We start from the raw sequence: 24751 nt of genomic DNA on the forward strand, positions 1-24751 counted from the left end.
TTGGACAGGAGAAGGAGAAATCCGTTCAGAGCAGTCCGAACTTGATGCAACTTCGGACAGGAGAAGAGGAAACCCGTTCAGAGCAGTCCGAACCTAGAGCAACTTCGGACAGGAGAAGAGGAAAGCCGGTCGGAGCAGTCCGAACCTGATGCAACTTCGGATAGGAGATGGAGAAACCCGCGCGGAGCAGTCCGAACCTAGACCCACTTCGGACAGGAGAAGGAGAATCCGAACAGAAGAGCCGAACCTGATACTCATTCGGGGAAGGAGGGACTCCGCAGTTTTATCATACTCAACCTCACACCTGCATATAGAAAAGGGAAAGTAAATCTATGCAGGAGTGATGGAATGGCAATCTTGGTTACAGGAGGAGCAGGTTATATTGGTTCACATATAGTAGATCTTCTCATTCGAAAAGGGTATGAAACAGTGGTAGTTGATCATTTGGCTGCGGGCCACAGGCAGGCGGTCCATCCAAAGGCAGCTTTCTATGAGGGGGATATCAGATCGCAGGATTTTCTGAATAGTGTCCTTTCAGGCGAGCAAATAGAGGCAGTCTTTCATTTTGCGGCCTCATCCCTGGTAGGGGAATCGATGAAAAATCCGTTACATTACTATGATAATAATGTACTTGGTTCTCTTAACCTTCTAAAGGCTTTGGACACGCATAAGGTGAAACAGCTCGTGTTTTCGTCAACTGCAGCCGTATATGGTGAGGCAAAAAGCCAGCCTATACAGGAAGACGCGCCCCTCAAACCGGCAAGCCCGTATGGCGAGACGAAGCTTGCCATTGAACGAATGCTCCATTGGTGGGCGCAGGCATCAGGGGCAAGGTTCGTGTCGCTCCGTTATTTTAATGCTGCAGGGGCAAAAGCTTCAGGGGAAATTGGCGAAGACCATCAGAACGAGACCCACCTGATCCCGATTATCCTGCAGGCGGCACTTGGAAAAAGAGAATCTGTCTCCATTTTTGGAGATGACTATCCAACAAAGGATGGTACCTGCATAAGGGACTATATTCATGTAGAGGATTTGGCTGAAGCCCATCTGCTGGCACTCCGCTACCTGGAAGCTGGAGGGGAAAGCAATGTCTTTAATCTTGGAGGCAGCAAAGGGATCTCTGTAAAAGAAGTGATTGAAACCGCTGCAGAGGTAACAAACAGATGCTTTAAAGTGACGATTGCTCCCCGCCGGTCTGGAGACCCGGCAGAACTGGTTGCTTCATCAGAAAAAGCAAGGTCACTGCTGAACTGGCAGCCGAAAAAAACAAGTATCCGCCAGATCGTCGAGGATGCCTGGAGCTGGCACAGGTCCCATCCTGACGGATATCGTAAATCATAAGCGAGCTTGCCTTAAGTATAGTGAAAGCTTTTCCTTCAGTTCAGGTCTTTGCAGGGCATAATCAATCGAAGCTTTAAGAAAGCCGAATTTATCTCCAATATCATAACGCTTTCCCTGGATTAGATACGAATAAATTCTTTCCCGGCGAAGCAAAGCATCGAGGGCATCTGTCAGCTGCAGCTCGCCTTTGCTGTCCGGGCTTCCGTTTTCAAGCATGTCAAAAATTGCGGGTGTTAAGATATACCGGCCAATAATTGCATGCGCAGAAGGTGCCTTTTCAGCAGGAGGTTTTTCAACGAGGCTATCCACTTTATATAATGGGCCCCTCTGTTCTGAATAGCCGACAATTCCATACTTATTGACTTCAGACAGGGGGACCTCACTGCATCCGAGGATGCTTGCCCCCGTTTGGTTATACTGCTCAATCATTTGCAGCATGGCAGGAGGTTCCCCATCAATAATATCATCGCCAAGGAGGACGGCAAACGGCTCCCTGCCAATGAACTTTCTCGCGCATAAAATGGCATGCCCCAATCCGAGCGGCTCCTTTTGCCTGACATAATGGATATCAGCCAGATTGGTTATTTGGCGCACTTCCTCAAGCATTTCAAGCTTTCCGCTTTTCTGTAGGAGCAGCTCCATTTCAACCGATTTATCAAAATGGTCTTCAATGGCCCGTTTGTTTCTCCCCGTTATGATGATAATATCCTCAATTCCTGAAGCAATAGCTTCCTCCACAATATATTGAATGGCGGGCTTATCGACAATAGGGAGCATTTCCTTTGGCTGTGCCTTTGTGGCAGGCAGGAAACGGGTTCCGAGGCCTGCAGCGGGAATGACCGCTTTTTTAATCATAAAAATCCCCCTTTCCACTCTATTTTTATGTAGGTGGAGGGTTGTATTATCCCTTCCTGAATATTTTGCCCCTGTTCGTGAACCCTAAAATTGTAAATAATCTTGAACCCAGAGGTGTAGAGATTGCTTTTGAAAAAAAATAAAGCCGAGAAAAATCTCCTTATTCTGGCCATGATTGCCCTGGTCCTGTTTGTATCCCCCCTATACATATTAGGTGAAGACGCGCATATCCGCGTTCATGATAATCTTGACAGCAATCTGGCATGGTATAAAGTCCTTGCTGAAAGCGGACAGCTGAGAGGACCGATTGACGCTGTCATTCCACAAGTTATGAACGGAAATTTGTCCCGCAATGCGTTTGGCTCGGAATTCACATTAATTGTTTGGCTGTATGCCCTTTTTCCGCCGATGATTGCTTATGCACTCAGCCAGACGATCACAAGGGTGTTTGCTTTTATCGGTATGTATGTGCTTTTGAAAAAGCACTTTCTTAAAGAAGAAAAGTGGGCGCCCATTACGATTGGGACAGCCCTTGCTTTTGCCTTCACGCCATTCTGGCCCTCCGGTATGCTGAGCACGCTTGGGATGCCGCTTGCTCTGTGGGCCTTCTTAAATATCAGGCAGGGGGAAAGGTCGTGGAAAAATGTCCTTGTATTAACCCTATTGCCTTTTTATGCGAGCATTGTCCTTGGGTTTTTCTTTTTTTTGAGCGCGATGGGGATCTTCTGGCTGACGGACGTCATCAGGAAAAAAGCATGGAATTGGCCATTTCTTTTATCGATTGTGTATATGACCGGAATTTTTTTCATCGTGGAATACAGGCTGGTTTATTCCTTTCTTTTTGACGATGAGCCAAACAGCCGGGATGAGTACTTCCATGCGAGGCTCACTTTCTGGCATTGCGTCAGGCTGACATTCAAGAACTTTGCTTTGGGGCACCACCATGCTGCCTCGATGCATACTCTGGTCATTCTTCCGCTGATGTTTGTAGCTCTTTTTATGACGCTAAGGCAGAAAAAGGGGAAGAAGGACAAGGTGTTTTTGTTCCTGTTTCTTCTTAACTTTGCCCTATCAGCATGGTATGCCTTCTGGTTTTATAAAGGCTGGCTGCCTCTGACAGAGCGTTTTCATGTTCTTGATACCTTCAACTTTGCCAGGTATCACTTTTTGAGGCCGCTGGTTATCTATTTGCTTTTCGCGCTGACCCTGAAAATCATTTGGTCTCATGGACCGTTCTGGAGGCGCCTTGTTCCGGTTTTTGTGCTTGCACAGATCATGACCGTTTCCTTTTTCAACGAGGAAATTCTTTTTCAGGATAAGCCAACGGTCAAGCAATTTTACGCAGAAGAACAATTCTCGGCTATTAAAGAATACATTGGGCTTCCGCAGGAGGATTACCGGGTGGCAAGTATTGGGCTTCATCCGGCCATTGCCCAGTATAATGGCTTTTACACGCTGGATTCGTATAATAATTTCTACCCCTTAACATACAAATATCAGTTTAGGAAAATCATTGAGAAAGAGCTGGAAAAAAATAAAACACTCCGAATTTATTTTGATGAATGGGGCGGAAGATGCTATCTCTTCACGGACGAGCTTGGCAAGCATTATATGTTTAAAAAGCGAACGAAAAAAAGGCTGAAGAATCTTGAGTTAAATACAGAAGCCTTTAAGGCCATGGGCGGTTCCTATCTTTTTTCATCTGTACCGATCGATAATGCGGAAGAGAATCTGCTTCGGCTGGAGAAGGTTTTTGAATCAAAAAGCTCTGTGTGGAAAATCTACCTTTATAAAGCCATATAAGCAGGAGGAATTAAGAATGACCAACCCAGTACTCACCATCGTAGTTCCTTGCTATAACGAAGAGGAGGTACTGCCGGATACAATTAATCAGCTGAATGGGCTGCTTGAAGAATTGCTGGATGATGAACTTGTTTCTGATAAAAGCAAAATTTTGTTTGTAGATGATGGCAGCAGGGACCGGACCTGGCAGATCATTTATAAGCAGAGCCTGAATAACCCCAAAGTGCGAGGGCTGAAGCTTGCCAGAAATGCGGGACATCAGAATGCTCTGCTTGCGGGCTTAACAGCTGCAGGGAAGGCTTCGGATTGCACGGTGTCCATCGATGCCGATCTTCAGGATGATATTGCCGTGATCCGGGAGTTTATCCTGAAATTCCGCGAAGGATATGACATTGTCTATGGAGTAAGAAAAAAGAGGGACCGTGATACGTTTTTTAAAAGAAACACGGCACAGGGATTTTATAAAATAATGAAGATAATGGGTGTCGATCTTATCTATAATCATGCTGATTTTCGCCTGATGAGCAAGCGTGCGTTGGAAGAACTGCAGCGCTATGAGGAAACCAATCTTTTTTTGCGCGGAATTGTGCCTTTGCTGGGCTTTAAAACGGCCAATGTTTATTATGACCGCAAAGAGCGTCTTGCCGGGGAAACAAAGTATCCGCTGAAAAAGATGCTGGCCTTTTCCTTTGAAGGCATTACTTCTTTTTCCGTTACACCGATTCGAATGGTATTGGCATTGGGCATCGGCTCTTTTTGTATAAGTTTTCTTTTTGGCCTCTACTTTCTTGGATTGCGTTATTATGGTGAAACCGAAACCGGCTGGACCTCGTTAATCACCTCGATTTGGATGCTGGGGGGACTTCAGCTGACAGCCATTGGCCTGGTGGGGGAATATATAGGGAAGATCTATAAAGAAACGAAACGCAGACCTAAATTCTCTATTGAAGTAGATGCGTTTAATCTGCCGATTTCCCGCCATTTGATTACGGACGGAGACCATGATGATGAGCACGCGGACATTCATTTTGGAACATTATCTGAAACGAACTAATACCTTTATTCGATTTTTGCTTGTGGGAACAGTCAATACAATTGTGGGGCTATCCATGATATTTATGCTGCTGGATTTAGCGGGGCTGACGTATTGGACTGCAACATTTCTGGGGAACAGTATGGGGGCAGCGGTCAGTTATTTCCTTAACAGAACGTTCACCTTCAGGAGCAGGGACAGCCTTCAAAGCAGTGCGGTGCGCTTCATTCTTATTTTGTTTCTGTGCTATATTCTTTCTTATTCCATAAGCGGCATGGCTGCAGAATTTATGCAGACTGTTACGATTCTCAGGCATGATGTTTCACCTGAAGAGCTTGCGGTTCTTTTAGGAGCTGGCATTTACACATTAACTAACTATATCGGACAAAAATACCTCGTTTTTACTAAATAGAGAAAGTGAACTGCCAGCAGAGCAGGTTCTTAGGAGAAGGTTCACAGGGGAGCTAAATTAGTCTCACTTATTAAAGGTGAGACTAATTTTATCATTCATTTACAAGAAAATTGTGGCAAGATAGGAGACTTTCTTTTAATTCATTACTAACCCTTTCTGAATCGTAGGCACAAACGGATAGAAGTTTTGTTTTGGCAACGATCAGATCCGCTTCTTTTTCAGATACCGATAATTTTTTACAGACTTCCGGTTCTTCACGCCATTCGACATGAGCCCAGCTTCTGACAGCTAAATCCTGTTCTGAATAACCTTCAATTAAGTTCGGAAGATAATCGAAAATAGAATTAACTCTAAAGTCCCCCTTGGCATAATAGAAGTCATAATTATTGACGAACATTACTTTTTTCAGACAGTTATTATTCAATTTCTCTGTGAGACTTTTCTTAATCAATGGAGTCATTCGGTCATTTTCTATAATGATGCAGTATTCATTTCGTTCTAAGCCCGAAAGAACAAATTCAATGACATTTGAAATATAGTGGTCCGGATTCTTGAAAAAATATAATACATGTCCCTTAGTAAGGTCTTGAATTTCATGGACTTCTTTTAAATGTAAACTTTCCAAATTTGCACCCCATTGAATTTTGTCATTTTATGCCTGCAAATTTAGTTTATCATACTTTGATATTGAAAGGGTTCACTAGCGAAAGGAGAAACTCTGCTTATTAAGAGCCCTGTTGATTGATTGTAAATCAAATGCAATAGTGTTACCCTGAAACGACATAGTGTTTTTCCCTATGTAAAAAGGAGCGAATACACTATGCTTAGTAAGGAAGAAAACTTACTATTCATTAGAGAACTTGGACGTTTACAGGCTGATTTTGAGAACTGTAGCGATGATCAAGTACGCAACAGCATTCATCAGGATATTCTATTACTTCTTAAGGCACTATCCATGACTGCTATGAAATAGCAGTCTTTTTTATGGTTAATTTCGAAGTTTTTGCATGCCCGCATGGAGAAATAATGTTTTCCTTTTTGTGTTTTCTTGCATATAATTCAGAAAAGTGTTAAACTAAATAAGAATTATTTTTGTTCGGTGTAAAGGATAGTTTGAGTAAAACTTTACGTCTTGATGATCACTGAGAGCAAGGATAGTAACACAATGTGTGTTTATACGCACAAGGAGGCAACAAAAATGGAAAATGGTAAAGTAAAATGGTTTAACAGTGAAAAAGGCTTCGGATTCATCGAACGCGAAGGTGGAGAAGACGTATTCGTTCATTTCTCAGCTATCCAAGGCGAAGGTTATAAATCTTTAGAAGAAGGTCAAGAAGTGACTTTCGATGTTGAGCAAGGTCAGCGTGGAGCTCAAGCAGCTAACGTGCGTAAAGCTTAATTAAAACCAAAACTCAGGGCAGGCTCTTTATGGGCCTGTTTTTTTGTGTGTGAAAATAAGGAAGTATTAATTTTGAACGTTGATAACTGTCTAGCTCTACGCTTTTCTAATAAGGAACCCCGCTCACGAATGAGCAGGGCACATGTACACAGTAAATCAAATGGTAAACAAAGTGTATCATATTATTGCGAATTTTCCTAACACCTTTGATAAAGATTGGCGGAAATCCTATCCCCTGATAATCTGCATCATAATTTTAGTGACAAACTGCTCCTTATTATTCTGTACAACGGTATCATAAATGTACTCTTCAAAAACATGCTCCCCTAAGGTTAAATGCAGCCGCTCCATCTCTGAGAAAAACCGCTTATATGTATGGCTGATGGTTTTTTCGCTCCCAACATGATAGCCGATGAGAAAATCACCTTTTACAGCCCGAAAATACGGATGTCCTTCCTTTGGATTTGGCTGCTCGATATACAAGTAACTGTAATTGGAGAATTCCCCTTTCAGCACCTGTTCCCGCTTCGTTATAGTTCCAATCGGATACCCTGAATCAAGCTGTGAGATCTGCAATTCATTAATGAAATCCGAGATGACCTCAACAAATTCTTCATCAGATATATTTTGGATGTTCCTGCTTAGATAGAGGGTTGCTTCCGGCAATGGCTGAAGCGCAATTCGATTAAAATCAAGCTTGGAAGCTTCTTCCATTAATCCGATTTTGGCCTCGATCATTTTCTCCTTCATTTCGATCTCCTGCCGTTTTTTTATAATCTCTTCTTTTTTCCGGTACATGATGGATAAAAAGCTTTCGGGCGATTTGTTTTGCATATACTGCTGAATATCGTTAAGCGACATGCCAAGATCCTTTAATAAATCAATCACAAAAAATAACTCTAATTGATGAATGGAATAATAGCGATAGCCTTTTTCATTTTTCTTTACCGGGGACAAAATCCCGATTTGATCGTAATAAAAGATTGTCTGCTTGTTAACCTTGCAAAGCTTTGCGAATTCGCCAGTCGTTAAATATTTGCCATCTTTTTTACTCATTTTTTACATCACCGCCCTTGACTATATAGTTACTATATACACTAGGATAAAACGTATAAATAAATCAAGTTTGACTGTTTTGTAAGGAGCATGATATAGATGAAGACACAAAAAATCACTTTAGGTTTATTATTGACGAATTTATTTATAGCCTTTCTGGGAATTGGCCTGGTCATTCCTGTTCTGCCTACATTGATGAATGAATTGGGCATAACGGGCACAACGATCGGGTATTTAACAGCCGCATTTGCATTGGCTCAGCTTATTGTTTCCCCGTTTGCAGGGAGAGCAGCCGATAAATGGGGCAGGAAAATCATGATTGTCACCGGCCTATTTATTTTCGGTTTATCGGAGTTTTTATTCGGGATCGGCCAAGAGATCGAGGTGCTATTCGTTTCCCGGATCTTGGGCGGAATTAGTGCGGCCTTTATTATGCCGGCCGTGACTGCCTTTATCGCGGATATCACGACGACGGATACCCGTCCAAAGGCACTCGGGTATATGTCAGCGGCCATTAGTACGGGATTTATTATCGGTCCCGGCATCGGCGGATTTTTAGCGGAATTTGGAACGCGTGTGCCATTCTTCTTTGCAGGAGCAATGGGTGCACTGGCAGCTGTGCTTTCGATGATTTTATTATCTGAGCCTGAACGCATTGAAGAAGAAAATCAAGAAGGGGCTCCAGAGGGCAGAAGCGGCTTCAGACGCGTAATGGAGCCAAAATATTTCCTGGCCTTTATTCTGATTTTCATTGCCTCATTTGGGCTGGCTGCGTTTGAGTCATTCTTTAGCTTATTTGTGGATCACAAGTTTGCTTTCAAACCATCAGATATCGCCATTGTGATTACAGGCGGAGCCATTTTCGGAGCTGTATCGCAAATTCTGCTGTTTGACCGCCTGACCCGTATTTGGGGAGAAATCAAACTGATCCGCTACAGCCTAATACTATCCGGACTGCTTGTGTTTTTAATGACTGTAGTGCATTCCTACTTCGCGATTTTACTTGTAACATTCATTGTGTTTGTAGGATTCGACTTATTCCGTCCGGCTGTCACTTCCTATCTTTCCAATATCGCCGGCAATGAACAAGGCTTCGTGGGCGGCATGAACTCGATGTTTACAAGTCTGGCGAATATCAGCGGACCTATTATAGGAGGGATGCTGTTTGATATCGATATTAACTACCCATACTACTTTGCGACGGTCATAATGGCATTGGGGATTGGGCTGACCCTGCTCTGGAAAAAGCCTGCAGAGAAGGCATCCAAAGTGGTGAAAGCAGTATAGCAGCTAATTAACATACTCATTCCACAAAAATAAAAGAGTTCAGGATATAATAAAAGAATATTGATTACCTGAAAGAGAGTTGATTTATTGTGGATACTCAAATAACTGCGAAATTAAAAATAAATAAGCCAGCCAGCGAGGTGTTTGATGCCATCGTTGACCCAGTTAAAATCGGTCATTTCTGGTTCTCATCGAGTTCAGAAAGATGGGCACAAGGCAAGTCCATTACTGTGAAATATGATGAATATGGCGCAGAAGGCATTTTAAATGTATTAGATTTTGAGGAAAATAAGAAAATCGTGTTTTCATGGGGCGTAGAAACGAATGAAGAAACAGTTGTTGCCATTACACTGAATGAGACGAATCATTTGAGTACCATCATTGAGGTGAACGAATCCGGTCTTGACGAAAATGACCCTGAAGCCGTAAGCAAAATGCTGGGGCAAAAAGAAGGCTGGATCTACATGCTGACTTGCCTTAAGGGCTATTTGGAACATGGCATTAGTGATTTGAGAGCAGCTTTAATCCATTAATAAGATTTCGATTCTGTTATCGACTGTACCAGGCGTAATGATTGGGAGGCTTGCATGCTTAAAGCAAAAAGAGTGAATTAACGTCTAATTCACTCTTAGCCTATCATTAACTTTTAGCACCATTATCCGGGTATGGCTGACCGTACCCTTCTACTTTCCCAGCACGCTCTCTTTCGTATTCTGAACCTGAACCTTGACGATTTTCAACTGAGGGTTTCGCTGCTTGCTTCTCTGACTTGCCGTTCTGATGTGACAATATCTTCACCTCCCATACACAGTTTAGATTGCTTAATAATTGTGAAACTATTCAAGTGGGATGAGGAGAAGTGTAGCTGGAGCGATATTTGATAAGAGGGACCGGACATCTGTCCCTCTTTTTACTGTTCGGACAAGACCGGAGGGAATCCGGTTGGAGGAGTCCGAAGCGGGTTTTCCTTCGGACGGATTAGGTAGAAATCCTAGGGGAAGAGTCCGAAGTTGGCGGACCTTCGGACAAGATAGATGGAAAACCAAATGGATGAGTCTGAAGTTAGTGGACCTTCGGACACAAGAAGGACAAATCCGAGTAAAGGAGTCCGAACCCGACACATAAATTCTGGGATGTGCAAAAAAGCGTTCCTGCAAAAACAGGAGCGCTTTTTTTTGCCTAAGGCGGCTTAGATAAAAAGGAAAAATGATACAAAAGGAGAATTATTTGGGGAGAAGGAGTGGTTTTTTTGGCGGATGTACAAATGTTCAATTCGACAATAAAATCCTCCGAAAGCCTGCCAATGACCCACAAGTTAGCTGGCTTTTCAGGTACATATATGCTATGTTGTAAATATATAGTAGACCTTTCTTTATAAACGGGAAAGGTCTGCTTTTTATATATTCAAAAGAAGGATGGTGCATGGAAATGACAGTAGAAATGAAGTTTTGCAAGGTGTTTGATCCCAGCAGGGGGGTTATCTACTATGAACCATAGTATCCCCGCCCTCACTGAAAAAGAGTACTTTATTAAGCAGCTGACGTTTATTGATGATAACTATCAGGATCTGAATAGCCTTTATTTATCTTCCACTCCGCTCAAGGAGAGGAAAAAGGACTTCCTTAGTAATTATGTAAGTGAAGTGGAGAAATACATTACACTTTGTAATCAAGCTCCAGCAGAACCCCCTTTGCGAAAAGTATTGATTGGAACAAAGGTAACTGTGTTATTTGACGGGGAGGATGACCGGGAGGATTATCATATCTGTCTGCCCGATCAGTCTGACCCTGATAATGGCTGCATTTCATTCTTATCCCCGGTTGGCAGGCAGCTTCTGTTAAAAAATATGGGTGAACAAACATCCCTGATTATCCCAAGCGGCCAGCTGGATGTAGTTATCGAAAAAATATCATACTGGGACAAGGAGACAGGTTAACGGATATTATTTGGAGCGGAGGGACAAATTTGTCCCTCTGTCCAGGCGGAGAGAGCTTCCGATTCAAATAATTGACTTCCTGAACTGTAACATATAACATTACAGTAATCTTTCGCTGCCTTCTTGCAGGGTAATTCTCAATTTGCGCAGTTTACTATGCGTAAACAGAAGAAATAAATAACAAACTAGGTTTGAAAGGTTATAAAAAGGAGTGTTTTTTTGTGAATCCAAGCTATAAACCGCTATTAGAATCTCTTAAGTTAAAGAATAATGTGGAGTTAAAAAACAGAGTGGTTCTGGCTCCAATGACCAATTTCTCATCCCATGCGGATGGAACCGTGTCAGATGCCGAGATTGATTATTACGTACACCGCTCCAAAGGGGTAGGAATGGTGATTACGGCTTGTACAAATGTGACAGCAAACGGAAAAGGATTCCATGGTGAATTTGGCGGCGATCACGATGGGATGATTCCAAGTCTTTCGAGGCTGGCAGCCAGCATTAAAGAGCAGGGTGCCAAAGCAATACTCCAGATCTTTCATGGCGGAAGGGAATGCCCTCCAGAGCTCGTTCCAAATGGCGAAACAGTCAGTGCCAGTGCGGTTGCTTCTGAAGGAAGCGGGAACACTCCAAGAGCACTGACGGAAAAGGAAGTGGAGGACATCATTGCCGCTTTCGGCGAAACAACCCGCCGGGCCATCCAGGCAGGCTATGATGGCGTTGAAATCCATGGAGCCAATGGCTATTTAATTCAGCAGTTCTTTTCTCCGCATTCAAATCGCCGTGAGGACCGATTCGGAGGAAGCCTTGAAAAGCGCATGACGTTCCCTCTTGCTGTGGTGGACGCAGTCCAAGAAGCGGTAAAAGAACATGCGAAAGAGCCATTCATTGTGGGGTACCGTTTTTCACCGGAAGAGCCTACTGAGCCGGGAATCACCATGGAAGATACTCTTCAATTGGTCGATGTACTGTCAGATAAAGGGCTGGACTATCTTCATGTCTCCCTGATGGACTTCTGGTCCAAACCGAGACGCGGGGCTGATGATGCTAAGCCAAGAATTCAGCATCTGTTAGAAAAAATGAATAACCGCCTGCCGCTTATCGGAGTAGGGTCCATTCATACTCCTGATGAAGCTGTAAAAGCACTGGAAACGGGAGTGGCCATGGTCGCCCTTGGCCGGGAACTGATTATGGAGCCGGATTGGGTGCAGAAGGTGCAGGAAGGAAAAGAGTCTGAAATTGCCACCACTTTATCCAAGAAGGATCAGGAAAAGCTGGTCATCCCTGATCCGCTCTGGCAGGCAATTGTAAACACTCCGGGGTGGTTTCCGGTTGTAGATTGAGGATGTCTTCAGGATTGAGCGCTTATATTAAGAAAATATTTGAAAAGGGACTGCTGAAGTCCCTTTTCTTTATTTATCAGTGGTGGCCATAAATTGTTGGAGAGCAGCAGTCATTAGTGCTTCGAGCTCAAGCAGGAATAAACGCCTTCTTTATTGAAGTTAACAGGGCAGGTTAGCTGCAAACGAAACCTATAAACATATACCAGATATCCATATGAAAAGGGGAGGGCAAATGAACCTGATTGATTTAATGGCAGCCGGTTTCCCATTAGCCATAGTCATACTAGTGCTTATAGGGTTTTATAAAGTGTTTGTAAAAAAGAAAAGTGTTCAGCCTTTCTATACCCCATTTGATGAAATTACAGGTCAATCTGAAGTGGAGTTTCACGAAGACAAGAAATCCTGGCTGAAGATGAAATTCAGGGAAATAAAAAGAAGCAGGAGGAGAAGAAAAAGGATAGATAGCAGGGAACCTCTCCTGACAAACTCTATCCTTTTTGTTCTAAATTAATGATGATGACCCTGCCCCGCTTCCTGCTTGCCTGTTCCTTTTTGCAGGAATTCCACGTCGCTTTTCGACAGCTCTCCCACAATAAACTGCTTTTGCGGCATGATCAGGCTGCCGCCTTGCTGGGCGTGCACTTTTACAAAGTAAAGGCCATCCTTGTCAAAATCCTTGCTGATGCTGTAGACGCCCCCGCCCTCATTGTCTGCTTCCTCCATCCCATAGTGGACAGTGCCGTCCTGCTTCCAAATTTCGAAATGAACAAAATCAGTATGATCAGCCGGTTTGCCGTCCTGTGTGAGAGTGGCTTTAACTGTTTCCTGTTCTCCGGCTGTAAAAGTGTCCGGTGTTTGTATTTCCAGTTTCAGCGGAGTTTCCTGTTTGTAAAGCTCTGCTGCATTCTCATTAAGTGAACATGCACTCAGAAAAGACAGCAGCAGGATCATAAAGACATATTTTTTCACGGCATTAGACTCCCCTATCATAAACTTACGCATTCAAAAACCTCTTCAACGCTGGTATTCTCCGGATTAAGAAAAAGTCAATTATCAAAACAGCGATGATCGTTAAGCCGACTAATGGGAAGAGGACTCCCATGGCAATTAACAGAAGGAAGAATCCCTTTGTGTTGTTAAACCCAGCTGTTTTTGGTGCGCCCATGTCTTTTTTCGGCTTGCGTTTGAGCCACAAATAATAGCCGCTTACCACCACAAGGATGATGCCAAGGCAGATGAATAAACTGATTAATTGGTTAATCAAGCCAAATTGTGTCCCTTTATGAAGCGTAATTCCCCATGCGACTAGTTTCCCGATCCACCCGTAATGGTCATAGCGGTAATCTGTTAAAACCGCACCTGTATACTGATCGACATGCATCGTAATTTCATCCTGCGCTTTTGGCGGGAAAGCTGAAATTGTATACACTCCCGTTTTATCCTGTGGAATATAAATGGAATAGCTGGGATGGACGCCTTCACGTTCTGCAGCAGAAACCACATCATCAATCGAAAGCGGAATAAATCCCTGAAGGTCTGACACAGGCACGTCCAGATTTTCGGCAGCCCATGGAACATCGGCAATGTCTTTCGTCTGGATGGTTGACTGGGGTCCGCTTCCAACCCAGACACTAGGGGGATATCCTTCCCCGGTATTGGTTGCCATCGATTGAAAGTTTGTGCCCCAGAATCCGGACCAAGGCAATCCTGTCATGATTAAAAAGAGCATCCCAGCAGTGACCCAGAAGGCAGGCACTGCATGCAAATCTCTTCTGAAAGTCTTTTTCCCTCTATTCAGCCGGGGAAAAAGGACGCCGCCCATGCCAGGCCTTTTCTTCGGAAACCATAAATACAGTCCTGTTACAATGAGCACAACTGCCCAGCAGGCCGCCAGCTCTACGATCCGGTCTCCCAGCGTGCCGGCCATCAGTTCCCCGTGAAACTCTTCTATCTTATCCATAATCCGGTCCTCGCTGTTTAAGGCCCCGAGGGACTCACCTGTATAAGGATTGATAAAAACAGTAAGCGATTCATCGTTATTCACAATGCCGACTTCACTTGAACGATCGGCGCTTTCCCCGGGACGGTACACCGTCACTGCTGCATCCGGATATTGCTTCTTCACTTCTTCAATCTGCTGTGAAGCTGAAATTTTTTCATCCTGAGGGGTGACTTCATAATAATCCTGATAGAGGACACCCTCGATTTGCGGCTTAAACAAATAGATTGCTCCGGTTACCGCCAGAATAAAAAGAAATGGCGCAAAAATTATGCCCGCATAAAAGTGCCATCTCCAAACCGTTCTGTATAGAGAGGTGTTAGTCTGCGGCGGTTTCTGTATATCAGCCGTTTCTTTAACCGTTTCCATGTCATCAAAAACTCCTCTTCGTTAATCTTCTTTTCATATCTTAAAAGTGGAATGTGAGAAATGAATGAAGTTTTGAAAAAAGTTTTTTGGCAAAAAGCTGTCATAACAGCCAGAAACTTTCTTTTTTAGACAAGGGTTTCTAAATATAGTGTTGAATATTATCATGAAAGAACTGGCAAGGGAGTGTTAAGATGATCCATAAACAATTAAAATCACAAAAAAGCATAGAGATTCTGACAAAGGTAAGGGAGATTGCCATTGGTTTTCCTGAAACCGCCGAACAGGCTGATAAATTTGGACATACTTCATTTAGAGTAAAAGATAAGCCTTTTGTTATTTTGGGAGAGAACGAAGAGGGCATTCCGTCCATTGCCATGAAAACATCGAAAGAAACACAGGAATTTTTAGTGCAGGAAGGCAGCCGTTTTTTCAAGACACCCTATATTGGACAGCATGGCTGGACCTCGATTTTAGGTGATCATGAACTAGAGTGGGTTGAGGTTGAAGGCTTGATAAAAGAAGCTTATTTGCGGACGGCGCCTAAATCCATCCTGAAAAGCTTGAAAATAGGGGGGAGTCCATCCTAGTAGCATAAAACCGACACAAACCGTCATGATTCAGCTAAAGGAAAAGCGCAGTCAATCCGCCTATTAATAAAAGAATGGTACTTGATAGAATGGCGATTTTGCCTGTGCGGTCTGATTTATGAAAAAGTCTAATAAACATTTTCACACCTCACTTTTAGTTAGTTATATTTATAGTACGATTTGGGATTGAAAAAATGTCATGCGCAGAGAAAGTTTCTCTGCGCATTTTTTTATGGAAAGAGATTCCCATTCTCTCCTTCATCCGGCATAGCATTCCCAAACTCTTTTTTTCCGGCTAGTTAGGAGGAGGACGAATAAAATGGTTAGGAGTTACTAGTTTGATGCCCAAGCTTACAACTAGCCTGTGAATATAATGAAATAATCATCATGAAATAACAAATAGAAGTTACAGAGGAGCTACTATGGAAGAAAAGAAAATTTACTATCATAAGGAAAAGGGCTGCTTAATAGCACCTAAAACAGGGTGGAAGCGAATGAAGGCAGCCTTTTGCATCCGTCTTATGTCTGCTGCTTCTCACCTGCTTGTGCCGCCAAAAGAACATTCATGCAATGGAGATGAACAGCTTCCCGGGAAAATAGGCAGCTACTCTAAGGGGCTTCCCCATAATTCTCTTGGAGAAGTTGTATCCGAGGCGTATGAACAGTATATGGAAGCTTTAAAGTCCGGAAATCCAGAAGATTTTGAATCGATCCCAATGGGTGGGAAGGTGAAGCTTTCAAATCCCCAGGCTTCCTATGTGTATGATTTAATAGGTCCTGATTGCCATCAATTGAATCTGTCCAAGCCTCCAGCTTTCAGCAGCGCCTTGGAGGCGGGAGAAATGGCAGAGTTATACTGGCAGGCGCTTACCAGGGATATTCCTTTCCGGGCTTATGAAAGTGATCCCCTGATTGCCGAGGCTGCTGGTGACCTATCAGGATTTTCTGATTTTCGGGGACCGAAAGATAACGGAAAGGTCACTCCTGAAACCTTGTTCCGCAGTGAGTTTCCAGGTAATCTTACAGGTCCCTATCTTTCACAGTTCCTCTGGAAGGACATTCCATTTGGTTCTACAGTCATTCCCCAGAAATACCGCACCGCTTTGGCTGGGTCTGATTATATGACTTCTTATGAAGAATGGCTGGACATCCAAAATGGTTCATTACCCCGAGAATCGATAAAAGATCCGGTGCCCCGTTATATCCGCAACGGGCGTGACTTAGGTGAGTATGTACATTATGATTTTTCATTTCAATGTCCGTTATCGGCCTGCTTAATTTTGCTTAGTTATGGGCCTGAGGCTCTCGATCGGAACAACCCTAATCTTAAGTCGGCTACCCAGGGAGGTTTCATTACCTTCGGGGCTGCTCATATATTGGACATGGTCACAAAAGCAGGGAGGATGGCACTGGAAGCTTCCTGGTTCCAAAAGTTTCTCGTCCACCGCAGGCTCCGTCCAGAAGAATTTGGCGGGCGTGTTCATAACCATATGAATGGAGCGGCTAAATACCCGATCCACTCAGAGCTTCTTGAATCTGAAGCCCTTTCTAAAGTATTCAGCAAATATGGCTCTTATCTTCTGCCTATGGCCTATCCGGAAGGATGCCCGACCCATCCTGCCTATCCTGCAGGTCATGCGTGCATAGCCGGTGCAGGGGTTACGATCCTTAAAGCATTTTTCAACGAATCTTTTGTGATTCCGGATCCGGTGGAAGCAAGTTTGGATGGACTCTCACTGCTTCCTTATCCGGGCAAACCTCTGACAGCAGGAGGGGAGCTTAATAAGCTTGGTGTGAATATTTCCCTGGGCAGAGACACAGCAGGTGTTCATTGGCGCTCTGATGGCATAGAAGGGCTAAAGCTTGGTGAAGCAGTGGCCATTGGGCTCCTGCGGGATTACAGCTCATCCTTTAATGAGCATTTTAACGGTTTTACGCTAACCAAATTTGACGGAAAAAAAGTAACGATTATCTAAGCATTATATACACATGTGCGAGCCTCAGCGCCATGTGTTTTTTTGTGCAATAAGAAAGGGGATCTGGATAAAAATCCTGATCCTGGCATCTGCCATTCCGGCTCGTCATTTATTTGATGGGAGCGGAAATTCTCAGAAGCGTCTTGTAGAGCCCAATCCCTATTTATCAAGAGTGGGACAAGTTTTTTTCGAAAAAAGTTCCTTTGACATTTTCCTGACACATTGGGCCTTTAAAGTATGACTTGTAAGGCAAACGAAAACTATTCAAATTCAAAATAGATAAGAAGGAAGTGTTTAATCATGACAGAGTTTAACGAAGAAAGCAGAACGGAAAATCGGGCGGCCAAAAAACCGGTCTGGAAAGGGTTCCTGTCAACCGTGGCGGCTGGTGTGCTGGGTTCGGCGCTTACGCTGACAGCCGTTCCGTATTTCCAGGAGGATACGCCGCAGGCAAGCGTTCCGGATGAAACTGGACAAGCTGAAAGCTCATCCAATCTCGATGTGACGCCAGTATCTTCTTCATCCAATTCCCTGGCCGATACAATTGAGCAGGCATCGAAAGCGATTGTCGGCGTTGTGAATATGCAGCAGCAAAACAATAATCCGTTCAGCCAGTCGAGTGAAGCTTCAGAAAGCGGTACGGGTTCGGGTGTAATTTTTAAAAAGACAGATGATGCGGCATACATTGTGACCAATAACCATGTGATTGAAAATGCGAGTGAGATTCAGGTGACATTGCATGATGGTGAGAAGGCAACGGCAGAATTGATTGGAACCGATGCGCTGACAGATATTGCGGTGCTGAAAATCAAAGGGGATGTAGACGCTCAAGCCATGGCGTTTGGTGATTCTTCCAAGCTGAGAGCTGGTGATCAGGTGCTGGCGATCGGCAATCCGCTTGGCCTGGATTTATCCAGAACAGTGACTCAGGGAATCGTGAGTGCGGTCGACCGCTCGATTCAAGTCAGCACGTCTGCAGGGGAATGGAACTTAAATGTCATTCAGACAGATGCAGCGATCAACCCGGGCAACAGCGGCGGCGCATTGATGAATACAGCCGGCCAGCTGGTCGGGATCAACAGCCTGAAGATCGCGGATAGCGGGGTGGAAGGCCTTGGATTTGCCATCCCAAGCAATGAAGTGAAAACACTGATTGATCAGCTGATTGAAAATGGACAAGTGGTCCGCCCGTATCTTGGTGTAGGCCTGGCAAGCTTTGAAGAAGTGCCGCCTCAATATTTAAGAAATCTCCCTGACGGCGTGACTAGCGGGGCAATAGTGGCGAATGTTGATCCGGATTCGGCCGCTGCCAAAGCCGGACTTCAGGTAGAGGATATTCTCGTCAGCATTGGCGGAAAGCAAATCACGAATTCCGGAGATTTGCGCAAGCATTTATACAGCTGTTTTTCGATTGGCGATAAGGTGAAAATCGAATTTTACCGCGGCGGCGAATTGAAAACGGCGGAAGTCACGCTGACAAGCAACCAGAAAGCGAATTAGGAGAGGAGAACAGGATGAAGAATAAGAAAGTTATCTATTGGATTTTAGGCAGTGTAGTAACGATCGGGGCAGCGGCAGCCATCTTTTTTACAATAAAGGAGGATGATGCTGCTGCGACCGTAAACGGGGAAGAAATCAGCAGGGATGAGCTGCATGAGCGTCTCGTTGCCCAGTATGGGCAGGAGCTTCTGGATTCGCTGATCACCGAGAAAGTGATTGATCAGGAAGCGAAGAAAGAAAATGTGAAAGTGACACAGGAAGAAATTGATGAGGAAAAGGCTGTATATGCGGAGTCATACGGCGGGGAGGATGCTTTAAAGCAGACGCTCGAATCAAGCGGCCTCTCAATGGCTGATTTTGAGGAGGATATCGAATCCTACCTGGCAACCAAGAAGCTGCTGGAACCAAGGATTGAGATTTCAGAAGAAGCTATGAAAACCTATTTTGACGAAAACAAAGAAAGTTTTGCCCAGGAGGAACAGGTATCAGCGAGCCATATTTTAGTAGAGGATGAGGAAACGGCAAAGGAAGTCATCGGAAAACTGAATGATGGCGGTGATTTTGCGAAGCTTGCGGCTGAATACTCGACCGATGAAAGCAACAAAGATGCTGGCGGAGACCTCGGCTTTTTCGGAAAGGGAGATATGGTCGAGGAATTTGAAGAGGTCGCCTTCTCGCTGGAACCGGGAAAAATCAGCGATCCTGTTAAAACCGAATATGGCTATCACGTAATCAAAGTGGCAGAAAAGCAGGAAGCCAAAGAAGCAGCCTATGAAGATGTGAAAGAAGAGGTTAAAAATACATTATTTGAAACAGAGATGCAAACAGAATATACGGCTTGGCTGGAAGAAAAATTTGAAGAATATGAGATTAAGAACTATTTAGAGGGCTGAGGGGAAACTTGAGATGAATTTTTTAAAACGAGCGTTTTTAAGCGTGAAGGCCAGAAAAGGGAAAAGCATTCTGCAGATCTTCGTATTTACCGTGATTTGTGTATTAGTGCTGGCAGGATTATCGATCCAGACAGCTGTCGAAAAGTCGGGAGATCTCGCCCGCCAAAAGCTGGGGGCAGATGTCACCCTGCAGGCTGATATGGAAAAACTGAGAGAGCAGGCGATGTCCCAGCAGCAGAGCGGAGGGGAGCGGATGCGTTTCCAGTCAGTTCCTGTCCCGCTTGATGCCGCAGAGGAACTGGCTTCTTATGACCAGATTAAAGGCTATAATTTCTACTCATCCACCACTGGGCTGGCCTCCGGTTTTGATCCGATTGAAAGCGACTCGGCTGCCTCTGACACATCTGAGGAAAGCGGTGAAGGGCAGGAGCCTGGGAGAGGCATGCCGGGCGGAATGATGCAGGGAGATGTGAGCCTGCAGGGGGTTGCATTTACAGACGCGGTTGCGGAGTTTATGGATGGGACCTCATCGATGGTTGAAGGAACCGGGATCACAGAGGAGCATATCGGTAAAAATGTCACGCTGATTGAACAGACATTGGCGGAAGAAAACGAGCTGGGAGTTGGCGATAAGATTACCGTCACAAACCCGCGTGATGAAACGGCTGAAATGGAGCTTGAAGTGATCGGAATCTATCAGACAGCTTCTGCCGGATCTGATCAGGCAATGGATTTTACAGCACTGAATCCTTATAACAAGCTGTATGTTCCATACACTGCTGCTGCAGCACTAAAGGGATCTGACTATGAAAATACAATCGATAGCGCCATCTACTACATAGAGGATCCTGCCGATATGCAGGACTTTATCGATCAGGCAAAAGCAGAGAGCAGCATCGATTTCGAAACGTTCAAGCTTGATGCCGATGACCAGCTTTATCAGCAGATGGTCGGCCCGATTGAGAATGTAGCCGGATTTTCGAAAAATATTGTGTACCTGGTATCCATTGCCGGAGCAGTCATATTGGGTCTGATCGTCATGATGTCAATCCGTGAGCGGAAGTATGAAATGGGCGTCCTGCTGGCGATCGGGGAAAAAAGGTGGAAGCTCGCAGGCCAGTTTATGGCGGAAATTTTAGTAGTGGCTGTGTTATCGCTCGGCATTGCCACAGCGAGCGGCAATGTGGTGGCGGGCCAGCTTGGCGACCAGCTCCTGAATCAGGAATTGGCATCAGCAGAACAGACGAATACACCGGAGTTCTTCAGAGGAAGGGGCATGGGCGGCTTCGGTCCTGGGATGATGCAGACTCAGGAAACAGTGGAGACGGTAGATGAAATGAATGTTCAGGTGACAGGAGAAGATCTTGGCTTCCTTGCACTAATTGGCCTCGTGATTGCGGCATTGTCGGCACTATTGCCTTCGTTAACCGTATTGCGCCTTCAGCCAAAAGCCATTCTAAGCAAGCAGGATTAAAAGGAGATGGAAAAATGAGTTCATTGCTGGAATTCAAAAATATCAGCTACTGGTATAAACATGAAAATAAAAAACACGATATCTTGAAAAATATTAACGTGAGTTTTGAAAAAGGGAATTTTTACAGCATAATCGGGCCGTCCGGATCCGGGAAAACGACATTCCTTGCTCTGGCCAGTGCCCTGGATGTTCCGAAGGACGGAGAAGTGCTGTACGAAGGAAAGGATATCCGGAAAATTGGGCTGACGAGATTCCGAAATAAGTTTGTCTCCATTGTCTTTCAATCTTATAATCTGCTTCCGTATATGACGGCTCTGCAGAATGTATTGACCGCAATGGAGATTACCGGATCCTCTGCGAAAAATAAAAAAGTGATTGCTGTGGAGATGCTGAAGCGGGTCGGGATTTCTGAAATCCAGGGCCGGCAAAAAGTGCTTACTTTAAGCGGCGGCCAGCAGCAGCGTGTGTCCATTGCCCGGGCTTTGTGCTGTGACGCCGAACTGATTGTCGCGGACGAGCCGACCGGCAACCTGGACGAAGACACGGCCCAGGAGATTGTCGGTCTTTTACGGGCACTGGCACATGAAGAAGGGAAATGCGTGATCGTCGTTACGCATGATCCCGACATTGCGAGAGATTCGGATGTGGTTGTGAAGCTTTCAAAAGGGAGTATTACGGTTACAGCGAATGAACCCGAGCTGGTTTCGAATTGAAAAAGGTGCCTTTTCCTGAGGGAGGAGGCACCTTTTTTAAAATTTTGAAACAGACGGTGGAATGGGAAGTGGCGCATTAATGAGCAAAATTTGATTGTAAAATGGAAGAGGGGCACACAAATCATGACAAGTGGGACATGAGTCTTTATTCATACAGCCCGCCCGTATACATTCTGGTCAGATTCACAATCACGTCATCCATCTGATACTTTTCCTCATTCATCACCAGCTCCCACATGAACATCTCATTTGAATAAAACCAGCCTCTCGCGGTAAGGGCCGGATCGAGTTGCTCTTTGGCAAGCTTTTGCGCCTGTGCGTAGCGGATATCGACTGAAATCCGCTCGATGAAGCGTTCGCGGATTCCGTACCATTTTTCCTCTATCTCAGGTGAGACGCCGATTGCCTCTTTTACGACCTTCATCATGTCCCGCTCATCCAAAGCCAGCCGCAGGAACAGCCTGACCTGCTTCTTAATATTTTCATAGGCCTCTTCTTTGGCCTGCGGCTTAAAGGGCATCTCTGCCACTTCGTAAAATTGGTTCATGAGATCTTCCATTAAGGTAATGAAAAGCTCATCTTTATTTTTAAAATAGACGTACGCCGTGCCGTAGCCTGTATTTGCTTTTTTGATCACTTGGGAGATGGTTGCTTTTTGGAAGCCATTTTCGAGAAAAACTTCTTTTCCGGCCTGGAGAAGCTTATGGCGTGTTTTCAGGGCCTGCTGCTGCCTTGCCGGTAATTGATCGATCGGATTCTTCATTTATTTCATTCCTTCGTTCAGTTTCTGGCAACTATACTGACATTATATCATTGACATAGTGTCAATCAAACCATATAATTTTCGTAAATAATTAATATTCTGAAAGGTTGGAAATCTATGGATTTTACAAGAGAGTATGCAATCGGACTGGATGCCGGGAATGAGCTGTCCTACCGGGAAGAGTTTTATATAAAAGAAGACGGAATTTATCTGGATGGCAATTCACTTGGACTGCTTTCAAAGCGTGCGGAAAAGTCACTCCTTGACCTGCTGGATTCCTGGAAGCACCATGCTATTGATGGCTGGACAGAAGGGGACAATCCCTGGTTCTATTTATCTGAAAAACTAGGAAAAGAATTGGCGCCAATCGTGGGAGCACATCCGGAGGAAGTGGTTGTAAGCGGTTCCACAACCATTAATCTGCATCAGCTTGTCTCGACTTTTTATAAGCCGGAAGGAAAAAGAACGAAGATACTGGCGGATGAATTGAATTTTCCAAGCGATATTTATGCGCTGCAAAGCCAGGTAAAGCTGAAGGGCTATGATCCTGATGAGCATCTTGTCCAGGTAAAAAGCGCGGATGGCCATACGCTGAAGGAAGAAGACATTGTCGCGGCGATGACAGATGAAATCGCGCTGATTGTCCTGCCGGGTGTTTTATACCGAAGCGGCCAGGTGCTGGATATGGAGTATCTCACTGCAGAAGCACATAAGCGCGGGATTGAGATTGGCTTTGACCTATGCCATTCGGTTGGATCTGTCCCGCATTCCCTGAGTGATTGGGATGTGGATTTCGCGTTCTGGTGCAACTATAAGCATCTGAATGGCGGACCTGGCTCGACGGGCGGATTGTTTGTGAACAAGCGCCATTTTGGCCAAGTGCCGGGACTTGCCGGCTGGTTCAGCTCCCGCAAAGATAAGCAGTTTGATATGGAACATGTGCTGACTGCTGCTGAAGATGCAGGCGCATATCAGATTGGAACTCCGAATATCTTTAGCATGGCGCCAATTATTGGATCACTCAGCATGTTTAATGAAGCTGGCATGGAAAGAATCCGCGAAAAATCTCTTAAATTGACTGGCTATATGATTAAGCTGATTCAGCATGAGCTTGACGGACACGGATTTATCCTGCGCAACCCGCTTGATGAAAAGAAGCGCGGCGGCCATATTTATCTGGAGCACCCGGAAGCAGCAAGGATCTGCAAGGCGCTGAAGGCAGAGGGAGTTATCCCGGATTTCCGTGCCCCGAACGGAATCCGTCTGGCTCCGGTAGCGCTGTACAATACGTTTGAAGATGTCTGGAAAACAGTTCAGATCCTTAAAGGTATTATGGATCAAGAAAAATACAAGCAATTCGAAAATAAGCGGGGAGTCGTAGCATGATGAAAAAGGGATGGATCGATATTTCACAGCCGCTGACTAATGCCATTGCCCACTGGCCCGGAGATACGCCATTCAGCTATGAAACAGCTTTTACAAAAGAACAAACCGGCTCTGTCAATATTGGCAGGATTACGACCAGCCTGCATACCGGCACCCATGTCGATGCACCGTTCCATTTTAATGACGAAGGCGAAAAGATCTTGGACCTGGATATCGAGCTGTATATCGGGCCGGCGTGTGTGATAGATGTATCAGCCTATGAAACGGTGGATTCGGAAGTTCTGAAAGGATTTGATCTCGAAGGTGTGGAACGTGTTCTGCTCAGGACCTCGGTTCCGAATCATTCGGAAGTGTTTCCGAATCAGATCCCTGAACTGACCGAGGATATGGCAGACTACCTCGGCAGTAAAGGGGTGCGCCTGCTCGGAGTGGATGTGCCATCCGTCGATGCGCTCGACAGCAAAGAGATGGAAACACACCATGCTTTATATCGAAATGGCATTCATATTCTGGAAAATATCATGCTGGATGAGATAGAAGAAGGAAATTACGAGCTAATTGCCTTGCCGCTCCCAATAAAAGACGGAGATGGCAGCCCGGTGCGGGCGGTTATTCGGCCAATTTAA

The 24751-nt window shown here is 44.8% G+C and carries 25 protein-coding genes; 18 read left to right on the plus strand and 7 right to left on the minus strand.

Annotation, left to right across the window (positions count from 1 at the left end; translation table 11 throughout):
• Nucleotides 1-348 precede the first annotated feature (348 nt).
• The gene (galE, locus tag AC0VZ9_RS04595) at nt 349-1341 is read left to right on the plus strand and encodes a UDP-glucose 4-epimerase GalE (protein ID WP_009335142.1); all 993 of its coding nucleotides are present in this window, start codon (nt 349-351) and stop codon (nt 1339-1341) included.
• Here the strand turns inward: galE and galU are convergent.
• Nucleotides 1336-2196, minus strand: a complete 861-nt coding sequence (gene galU, locus AC0VZ9_RS04600) for a UTP--glucose-1-phosphate uridylyltransferase GalU (protein WP_034297303.1) — start codon at nt 2194-2196, stop codon at nt 1336-1338. The genes galE and galU overlap by 6 nt on opposite strands.
• Nucleotides 2197-2367: 171 nt before the next feature.
• Here galU and AC0VZ9_RS04605 point away from each other — a divergent pair, with 171 nt between their 5' ends.
• The 3 genes from AC0VZ9_RS04605 to AC0VZ9_RS04615 are packed head-to-tail and all read left to right on the plus strand — an operon-like array spanning nt 2368 to nt 5444.
• Nucleotides 2368-3999 carry a DUF6044 family protein gene (locus AC0VZ9_RS04605; RefSeq protein WP_372675475.1) on the plus strand — a complete coding sequence of 544 codons (1632 nt, stop codon included), beginning with the start codon at nt 2368-2370 and terminating at the stop codon, nt 3997-3999.
• A gap of 16 nt (nt 4000-4015) precedes the next feature.
• Complete coding sequence (locus AC0VZ9_RS04610; RefSeq protein ID WP_217035854.1) at nt 4016-5053, plus strand: glycosyltransferase family 2 protein; 1038 nt, start codon at nt 4016-4018, stop codon at nt 5051-5053.
• Entirely contained in the window at nt 5028-5444 is a 417-nt protein-coding gene (locus tag AC0VZ9_RS04615; RefSeq protein WP_251263894.1) for a GtrA family protein, read from the plus strand. Before AC0VZ9_RS04610 ends, AC0VZ9_RS04615 begins: the two co-directional genes overlap by 26 nt.
• A gap of 91 nt (nt 5445-5535) precedes the next feature.
• On the opposite strand, the gene AC0VZ9_RS04620 is transcribed toward AC0VZ9_RS04615, so the two are convergent.
• Nucleotides 5536-6069 carry an MEDS domain-containing protein gene (locus AC0VZ9_RS04620; RefSeq protein ID WP_009335137.1) on the minus strand — a complete coding sequence of 178 codons (534 nt, stop codon included), beginning with the start codon at nt 6067-6069 and terminating at the stop codon, nt 5536-5538.
• Between the two features lie 573 nt (nt 6070-6642).
• On the opposite strand from AC0VZ9_RS04620, the gene AC0VZ9_RS04625 reads away from it, so the two are divergent.
• On the plus strand, nt 6643-6843 hold the full coding sequence (locus AC0VZ9_RS04625; protein WP_009335135.1) for a cold-shock protein: 201 nt from the start codon (nt 6643-6645) through the stop codon (nt 6841-6843).
• Nucleotides 6844-7071: 228 nt separating this feature from the next.
• Here the strand turns inward: AC0VZ9_RS04625 and AC0VZ9_RS04630 are convergent, their stop codons facing one another.
• Nucleotides 7072-7899 carry a MerR family transcriptional regulator gene (locus AC0VZ9_RS04630; protein ID WP_475397060.1) on the minus strand — a complete coding sequence of 276 codons (828 nt, stop codon included), beginning with the start codon at nt 7897-7899 and terminating at the stop codon, nt 7072-7074.
• 99 nt (nt 7900-7998) lie between these two features.
• Between AC0VZ9_RS04630 and norA the strand changes: the two genes are divergently transcribed.
• Nucleotides 7999-9186, plus strand: coding sequence for a multidrug efflux MFS transporter NorA (gene norA, locus AC0VZ9_RS04635; protein ID WP_009335133.1), 1188 nt, complete (start codon nt 7999-8001; stop codon nt 9184-9186).
• Nucleotides 9187-9275: 89 nt separating this feature from the next.
• A complete protein-coding gene (locus tag AC0VZ9_RS04640) occupies nt 9276-9719 on the plus strand; it encodes an SRPBCC family protein (protein WP_019379388.1) in 444 nt (147 codons plus the stop codon).
• A gap of 106 nt (nt 9720-9825) precedes the next feature.
• On the opposite strand, the gene AC0VZ9_RS04645 is transcribed toward AC0VZ9_RS04640, so the two are convergent.
• A complete protein-coding gene (locus AC0VZ9_RS04645; protein WP_157380255.1) occupies nt 9826-9975 on the minus strand; it encodes a hypothetical protein in 150 nt (49 codons plus the stop codon).
• A 697-nt stretch (nt 9976-10672) separates the two neighbouring features.
• Between AC0VZ9_RS04645 and AC0VZ9_RS04650 the strand changes: the two genes are divergently transcribed.
• From AC0VZ9_RS04650 to AC0VZ9_RS04660, 3 genes are all read left to right on the plus strand, one after another.
• Nucleotides 10673-11122 carry a GreA/GreB family elongation factor gene (locus tag AC0VZ9_RS04650; RefSeq protein ID WP_009335131.1) on the plus strand — a complete coding sequence of 150 codons (450 nt, stop codon included), beginning with the start codon at nt 10673-10675 and terminating at the stop codon, nt 11120-11122.
• 221 nt (nt 11123-11343) lie between these two features.
• Nucleotides 11344-12465: an NADH-dependent flavin oxidoreductase gene (locus AC0VZ9_RS04655; RefSeq protein ID WP_009335130.1), complete on the plus strand. Its 1122-nt coding sequence runs from the start codon at nt 11344-11346 to the stop codon at nt 12463-12465.
• Nucleotides 12466-12697: 232 nt separating this feature from the next.
• Nucleotides 12698-12976 carry a DUF3951 domain-containing protein gene (locus tag AC0VZ9_RS04660; RefSeq protein WP_475397061.1) on the plus strand — a complete coding sequence of 93 codons (279 nt, stop codon included), beginning with the start codon at nt 12698-12700 and terminating at the stop codon, nt 12974-12976.
• Here AC0VZ9_RS04660 and AC0VZ9_RS04665 read toward each other — a convergent pair.
• The gene (locus AC0VZ9_RS04665; protein ID WP_256816008.1) at nt 12973-13467 is read right to left on the minus strand and encodes a FixH family protein; all 495 of its coding nucleotides are present in this window, start codon (nt 13465-13467) and stop codon (nt 12973-12975) included. The two genes, AC0VZ9_RS04660 and AC0VZ9_RS04665, sit on opposite strands and share 4 nt — an antisense overlap.
• Nucleotides 13460-14833, minus strand: coding sequence for a PepSY-associated TM helix domain-containing protein (locus AC0VZ9_RS04670; protein WP_009335127.1), 1374 nt, complete (start codon nt 14831-14833; stop codon nt 13460-13462). Before AC0VZ9_RS04670 ends, AC0VZ9_RS04665 begins: the two co-directional genes overlap by 8 nt.
• A gap of 191 nt (nt 14834-15024) precedes the next feature.
• Here AC0VZ9_RS04670 and AC0VZ9_RS04675 point away from each other — a divergent pair, with 191 nt between their 5' ends.
• The 6 genes from AC0VZ9_RS04675 to AC0VZ9_RS04700 all read left to right on the plus strand — a co-directional run bounded on the left by AC0VZ9_RS04675 (nt 15025) and on the right by AC0VZ9_RS04700 (nt 21976).
• Nucleotides 15025-15420 (plus strand): MmcQ/YjbR family DNA-binding protein, encoded by a 396-nt coding sequence (locus AC0VZ9_RS04675; protein ID WP_192908237.1) that lies wholly within the window; start codon nt 15025-15027, stop codon nt 15418-15420.
• 422 nt (nt 15421-15842) lie between these two features.
• On the plus strand, nt 15843-17396 hold the full coding sequence (locus AC0VZ9_RS04680; protein WP_475397062.1) for a vanadium-dependent haloperoxidase: 1554 nt from the start codon (nt 15843-15845) through the stop codon (nt 17394-17396).
• Nucleotides 17397-17696: 300 nt separating this feature from the next.
• Nucleotides 17697-18896 (plus strand): S1C family serine protease, encoded by a 1200-nt coding sequence (locus tag AC0VZ9_RS04685; RefSeq protein ID WP_475397063.1) that lies wholly within the window; start codon nt 17697-17699, stop codon nt 18894-18896.
• Between the two features lie 14 nt (nt 18897-18910).
• Nucleotides 18911-19789, plus strand: coding sequence for a peptidylprolyl isomerase (locus AC0VZ9_RS04690; RefSeq protein ID WP_009335123.1), 879 nt, complete (start codon nt 18911-18913; stop codon nt 19787-19789).
• 13 nt (nt 19790-19802) lie between these two features.
• Nucleotides 19803-21263, plus strand: a complete 1461-nt coding sequence (locus AC0VZ9_RS04695) for an ABC transporter permease (protein WP_475397064.1) — start codon at nt 19803-19805, stop codon at nt 21261-21263.
• Nucleotides 21264-21277: 14 nt separating this feature from the next.
• Entirely contained in the window at nt 21278-21976 is a 699-nt protein-coding gene (locus tag AC0VZ9_RS04700; RefSeq protein ID WP_475397065.1) for an ABC transporter ATP-binding protein, read from the plus strand.
• Between the two features lie 145 nt (nt 21977-22121).
• Here the strand turns inward: AC0VZ9_RS04700 and AC0VZ9_RS04705 are convergent, their stop codons facing one another.
• Nucleotides 22122-22739, minus strand: a complete 618-nt coding sequence (locus AC0VZ9_RS04705; protein ID WP_217036199.1) for a TetR/AcrR family transcriptional regulator — start codon at nt 22737-22739, stop codon at nt 22122-22124.
• Nucleotides 22740-22856: 117 nt separating this feature from the next.
• On the opposite strand from AC0VZ9_RS04705, the gene kynU reads away from it, so the two are divergent.
• Both kynU and kynB read left to right on the plus strand, forming a co-directional pair.
• A complete protein-coding gene (gene kynU, locus AC0VZ9_RS04710; RefSeq protein ID WP_475397066.1) occupies nt 22857-24125 on the plus strand; it encodes a kynureninase in 1269 nt (422 codons plus the stop codon).
• The gene (kynB, locus tag AC0VZ9_RS04715) at nt 24122-24751 is read left to right on the plus strand and encodes an arylformamidase (RefSeq protein WP_019379373.1); all 630 of its coding nucleotides are present in this window, start codon (nt 24122-24124) and stop codon (nt 24749-24751) included. Before kynU ends, kynB begins: the two co-directional genes overlap by 4 nt.

The sequence above is a fragment of the Cytobacillus sp. QJM3NY_8 genome (assembly GCF_056173585.1).